General features: G+C 49.2%; 2 tRNA genes and 3 rRNA genes. All 5 read right to left on the reverse strand.

Going from position 1 to position 5374, the window contains the following annotated elements:
• Positions 1 to 14: 14 nt before the first annotated feature.
• The 5 genes from rrf to W234_RS0108000 all read right to left on the reverse strand — a co-directional run bounded on the left by rrf (position 15) and on the right by W234_RS0108000 (position 5318).
• Positions 15 to 129 (reverse strand): 5S ribosomal RNA (gene rrf, locus W234_RS0107980).
• A gap of 148 nt (positions 130 to 277) precedes the next feature.
• Positions 278 to 3138, reverse strand: a 23S ribosomal RNA gene (locus W234_RS0107985).
• A 385-nt stretch (positions 3139 to 3523) separates the two neighbouring features.
• Positions 3524 to 3599: transfer RNA gene (locus W234_RS0107990), tRNA-Ala, on the reverse strand.
• Between the two features lie 7 nt (positions 3600 to 3606).
• Positions 3607 to 3683: transfer RNA gene (locus W234_RS0107995), tRNA-Ile, on the reverse strand.
• A gap of 97 nt (positions 3684 to 3780) precedes the next feature.
• Positions 3781 to 5318: ribosomal RNA gene (locus tag W234_RS0108000) — 16S ribosomal RNA — on the reverse strand.
• Together the 16S, 23S and 5S rRNA genes with 2 tRNA genes alongside form the textbook arrangement of a ribosomal RNA operon.
• Between the last annotated feature and the right edge of the window lie 56 nt (positions 5319 to 5374).

The raw sequence follows: 5374 nt of genomic DNA on the forward strand, positions 1-5374 counted from the left end.
TTTTAGGAATAGAGAGCTGACGATGACCTACTCTCACATGGCCGGAGCCACACTACCATTGGCGCAACGATGTTTCACTTCTGAGTTCGGGAAGGGATCAGGTGGTGCCATCGTGCTATTGTCGTCAGCAAAGGGGTTTAGATATGAGTCTGTTGTGTGACTTTTAATAAGTATCACTTATCCTAACTGAATCAAGGATAAAGGTGATATCGATATAATGCTTGTCTAACTATAGAACCAAGTTCTGATAGATAGCTACAAACCACTTGGGTGTTGTATGGTCAAGCCAAACGAGCAATTAGTACAGGTTAGCTACACGCATCGCTGCGCTTCCACACCCTGCCTATCAACGTCCTAGTCTTGAACGGCTCTTTAGGGAAATCTAATCTTGAGGTGGGCTTCCCGCTTAGATGCTTTCAGCGGTTATCCCATCCGAACGTAGCTACCGGGCAATGCCATTGGCATGACAACCCGAACACCAGTGGTTCGTCCACTCTGGTCCTCTCGTACTAGGAGCAGATCCTCTCAAATTTCCAACGCCCACGGTAGATAGGGACCGAACTGTCTCACGACGTTCTAAACCCAGCTCGCGTACCTCTTTAAATGGCGAACAGCCATACCCTTAGGACCTGCTTCAGCCCTAGGATGAGATGAGCCGACATCGAGGTGCCAAACACCGCCGTCGATATGAACTCTTGGGCGGTATCAGCCTGTTATCCCCAGAGTACCTTTTATCCGTTGAGCGATGGCCCTTCCATACAGAACCACCGGATCACTAAGACCTACTTTCGTACCTGCTCGACTTGTGGGTCTCGCAGTTAAGCGCGCTTTTGCCTTTATACTCTTCGACCGATTTCCGACCGGTCTGAGCGCACCTTCGTACTCCTCCGTTACTCTTTAGGAGGAGACCGCCCCAGTCAAACTACCCACCATACATTGTCCTCGGTATTGTTATACCTGAGTTAGAACCCCAACATGACCAGGGTGGTATTTCAAGGATGGCTCCACAAACACTGGCGTGTCTGCTTCAAAGCCTCCCACCTATCCTGCACAAGTCAGGTCAAAGTTCAATGTAAAGCTGTAGTAAAGGTTCACGGGGTCTTTCCGTCTAGCCGCGGGTACACAGCATCTTCACTGCGATTTCGATTTCACTGAGTCTCTGCTGGAGACAGCGCTGCCATCATTATGTCATTCGTGCAGGTCGGAACTTACCCGACAAGGAATTTCGCTACCTTAGGACCGTTATAGTTACGGCCGCCGTTTACTGGGGCTTCGATCAAGACCTTCGCATACGCTAAGCCCATCAATTAACCTTCCAGCACCGGGCAGACATCACACCCTATACGTCCACTTTCGTGTTTGCAGAGTGCTGTGTTTTTAATAAACAGTTGCAGCAGCCTGGTATCTGCGACTACCAGCAGCTCAAGGAGCGTGTCCTATCACCACCAATAGCGTACCTTCTCCCGAAGTTACGGTACCATTTTGCCTAGTTCCTTCAGCAGAGTTCTCTCAAGCGCCTTGGTATTCTCTACCTGATCACCTGTGTCGGTTTAGGGTACGATTCGTTTATGACTATCGCTTAGAAGCTTTTCCTGGAAGCCTGGTATTTGCCACTTCGTCCTACAAGTAGGACTTGCTATCAGATCTCGACCATATAGCAGCCCGGATTTACCTAAGCTGCAAGCCTACATCCTTTCACCTAGATAACCATCACTAGGCTGACATAACCTTCTCCGTCCCTCCATCGCATCATAAACAAGTATCGGAATATTAACCGATTTCCCATCGACTACGCCTTTCGGCCTCGCCTTAGGGGTCGACTCACCCAGCCCCGATTAACGTTGGACTGGAACCCTTGATCTTCCGGCGTGCGAGCTTTTCACTCGCATTATCGTTACTCACGTCAGCATTCGCTCTTGTGATACCTCCAGCATGCTTTACAACACACCTTCACAGGCTTACACAACGCTCCCCTACCACTTGAAAACAATTTTCAAATCCGCAGCTTCGGCTCCTAGTTTGAGCCCCGTTACATCTTCCGCGCGGGCCGACTCGACTAGTGAGCTATTACGCTTTCTTTAAAGGATGGCTGCTTCTAAGCCAACCTCCTAGCTGTCTATGCCTTCCCACCTCGTTTCCCACTTAACTAGGAATTTGGGGCCTTAGCTGGCGGTCTGGGTTGTTTCCCTCTCCACAATGGACGTTAGCACCCACTGTGTGTCTCCCGGATATCACTCATCGGTATTCGGAGTTTGCATCGGTTTGGTAAGTCGGTATGACCCCCTAGCCGAAACAGTGCTCTACCCCCAATGGTGTTCGTCCGAGGCGCTACCTAAATAGCTTTCGGGGAGAACCAGCTATCACCGAGTTTGATTAGCCTTTCACCCCTATCCACAAGTCATCCCCTGGCTTTTCAACGACAGTGGGTTCGGTCCTCCGGTGCCTGTTACGGCACTTTCAACCTGCTCATGGATAGATCACTCGGTTTCGGGTCTATACCCTGCAACTATGACGCCCTATTAAGACTCGGTTTCCCTACGGCTCCCCTAACGGTTAACCTTGCTACAGAATATAAGTCGCTGACCCATTATACAAAAGGTACGCGGTCACCACGCAAGGTGGCTCCCACTGCTTGTACGCACACGGTTTCAGGTTCTATTTCACTCCCCTCACAGGGGTTCTTTTCGCCTTTCCCTCACGGTACTGGTTCACTATCGGTCAGTCAGGAGTATTTAGCCTTGGAGGATGGTCCCCCCATCTTCAAACAGGATTTCTCGTGCCCCGCTCTACTTAATATGTTATCTTCAGAATTTAAAATACAGGACTATCACCTACTATGGTCAGCTTTCCCACGCTGTTCTTCTATTCTAAAGATAATCGGCTTCTCCCCGTTCGCTCGCCGCTACTTGGGGAATCTCAATTGATGTCTCTTCCTAAGGGTACTGAGATGTTTCACTTCCCCTCGTTCGCTTCTTATACAAAGTATAAGATACCTAGCTTATGCTAGGTGGGTTTCCCCATTCAGAAATCTCCGGATCACAGGATATTGCCGCCTCCCCGAAGCTTATCGCAGGCTGTCACGTCTTTCATCGCCTCTGACTGCCAAGGCATCCACCATGTGCGCTTAATTACTTGACCATACAACCCCAAGTAGTCTTGGTTAATTGTTAAGCTTAGCTCTATTAGTAGTAAAAGTAGCCTCGAAGTAATTCGAGGTATTTTACTACTGGATAAATCCAGTTCTTAACATGGTTGTTTGTCGCAATTATAACGATATCACCTATGTTTACGCTTGATTCAGTTCTCTTTACTTTGAAGATTAGCCCTTGGGATAACAAACAATGTCGTTAAAAGGCTAATCTTCAGGTTAGCAATAACACGTGAAATGTTATTGCTAACCCAGACTCATATCTATGTTTTTAAATAGTTCCTATCTCTTCGTCAGATGATAGGTTCTGTATAAAACAGAAGTAAATAATCATCTACGATTACTTAGTTCTATTTATACACTTGTTTATAAGAGTGGTGGAGCCAAACGGAGTCGAACCGTTGACCTCCTGCGTGCAAGGCAGGCGCTCTACCAACTGAGCTATGGCCCCATTAAGATGGTAGGCCTGGGCAGACTTGAACTGCCGACCCCCGCGTTATCAACACGGTGCTCTAACCAGCTGAGCTACAGGCCTTTAATGTCTAAAGCAATCACTTTATACAATAAGGCTTATAAACAATCTAAACTAAAGAACAACTTGTTGTGAATTCTTGCTGAGCGAATGCCGTCTATAAGGAGGTGATCCAGCCGCAGGTTCCCCTACGGCTACCTTGTTACGACTTCACCCCAGTCATCAACCACACCGTGGTGATCGCCCTCACTAAGTTAGGCTAACCACTTCTGGTGCAATCAACTCCCATGGTGTGACGGGCGGTGTGTACAAGGCCCGGGAACGTATTCACCGCGGCATTCTGATCCGCGATTACTAGCGATTCCTACTTCATGGAGTCGAGTTGCAGACTCCAATCTGGACTACGATAGGCTTTGAAAGATTCGCATCACATCGCTGTGTAGCTGCCCTCTGTACCTACCATTGTAGCACGTGTGTAGCCCTGGTCGTAAGGGCCATGATGACTTGACGTCGTCCCCGCCTTCCTCCAGTTTGTCACTGGCAGTATCCTTAGAGTTCCCGGCTTAACCCGCTGGTAACTAAGGACAAGGGTTGCGCTCGTTGCGGGACTTAACCCAACATCTCACGACACGAGCTGACGACAGCCATGCAGCACCTGTATTCTAATTCCCGAAGGCACTCCCGCATCTCTGCAGGATTCTAGATATGTCAAGACCAGGTAAGGTTCTTCGCGTTGCATCGAATTAAACCACATGCTCCACCGCTTGTGCGGGCCCCCGTCAATTCATTTGAGTTTTAACCTTGCGGCCGTACTCCCCAGGCGGTCTACTTATTGCGTTAGCTGCGTCACTAAGTCCTCAAGGGACCCAACGACTAGTAGACATCGTTTACGGCGTGGACTACCAGGGTATCTAATCCTGTTTGCTACCCACGCTTTCGAACCTCAGTGTCAATATGATGCCAGAAGGCTGCCTTCGCCATCGGTATTCCTCCAGATCTCTACGCATTTCACCGCTACACCTGGAATTCTACCTTCCTCTCACCTATTCTAGCCTGACAGTATCAGATGCAGTTCCCAGGTTAAGCCCGGGGATTTCACATCTGACTTATCAAGCCACCTACGCTCGCTTTACGCCCAGTAATTCCGATTAACGCTTGCACCCTCTGTATTACCGCGGCTGCTGGCACAGAGTTAGCCGGTGCTTATTCTGCAGCTAATGTCATCGCTAACGGGTATTAACCGTTAGGTCTTCTTCACTGCTTAAAGTGCTTTACAACCAAAAGGCCTTCTTCACACACGCGGCATGGCTGGATCAGGGTTGCCCCCATTGTCCAATATTCCCCACTGCTGCCTCCCGTAGGAGTCCGGGCCGTGTCTCAGTCCCGGTGTGGCTGATCATCCTCTCAGACCAGCTACAGATCGTCGCCTTGGTAGGCCTTTACCCCACCAACTAGCTAATCCGACTTAGGCTCATCTAATAGCGAGAGCAACAAGTTGCCCCCTTTCTCCCGTAGGACGTATGCGGTATTAATTCGAGTTTCCCCGAGCTATCCCCCACTACTAGGTAGATTCCTAAGTGTTACTCACCCGTCCGCCGCTCGACGCCTGGGAGCAAGCTCCCATCGTTTCCGCTCGACTTGCATGTGTTAAGCCTGCCGCCAGCGTTCAATCTGAGCCATGATCAAACTCTTCAGTTTAATCTTGCTTGAAGTCTTCACTATAAATAGTAAGACGACTTCTAATCTTGGCTCAT

The organism is Psychrobacter sp. TB15 (genome assembly GCF_000511655.1).
GTDB lineage: Bacteria > Pseudomonadota > Gammaproteobacteria > Pseudomonadales > Moraxellaceae > Psychrobacter > Psychrobacter submarinus.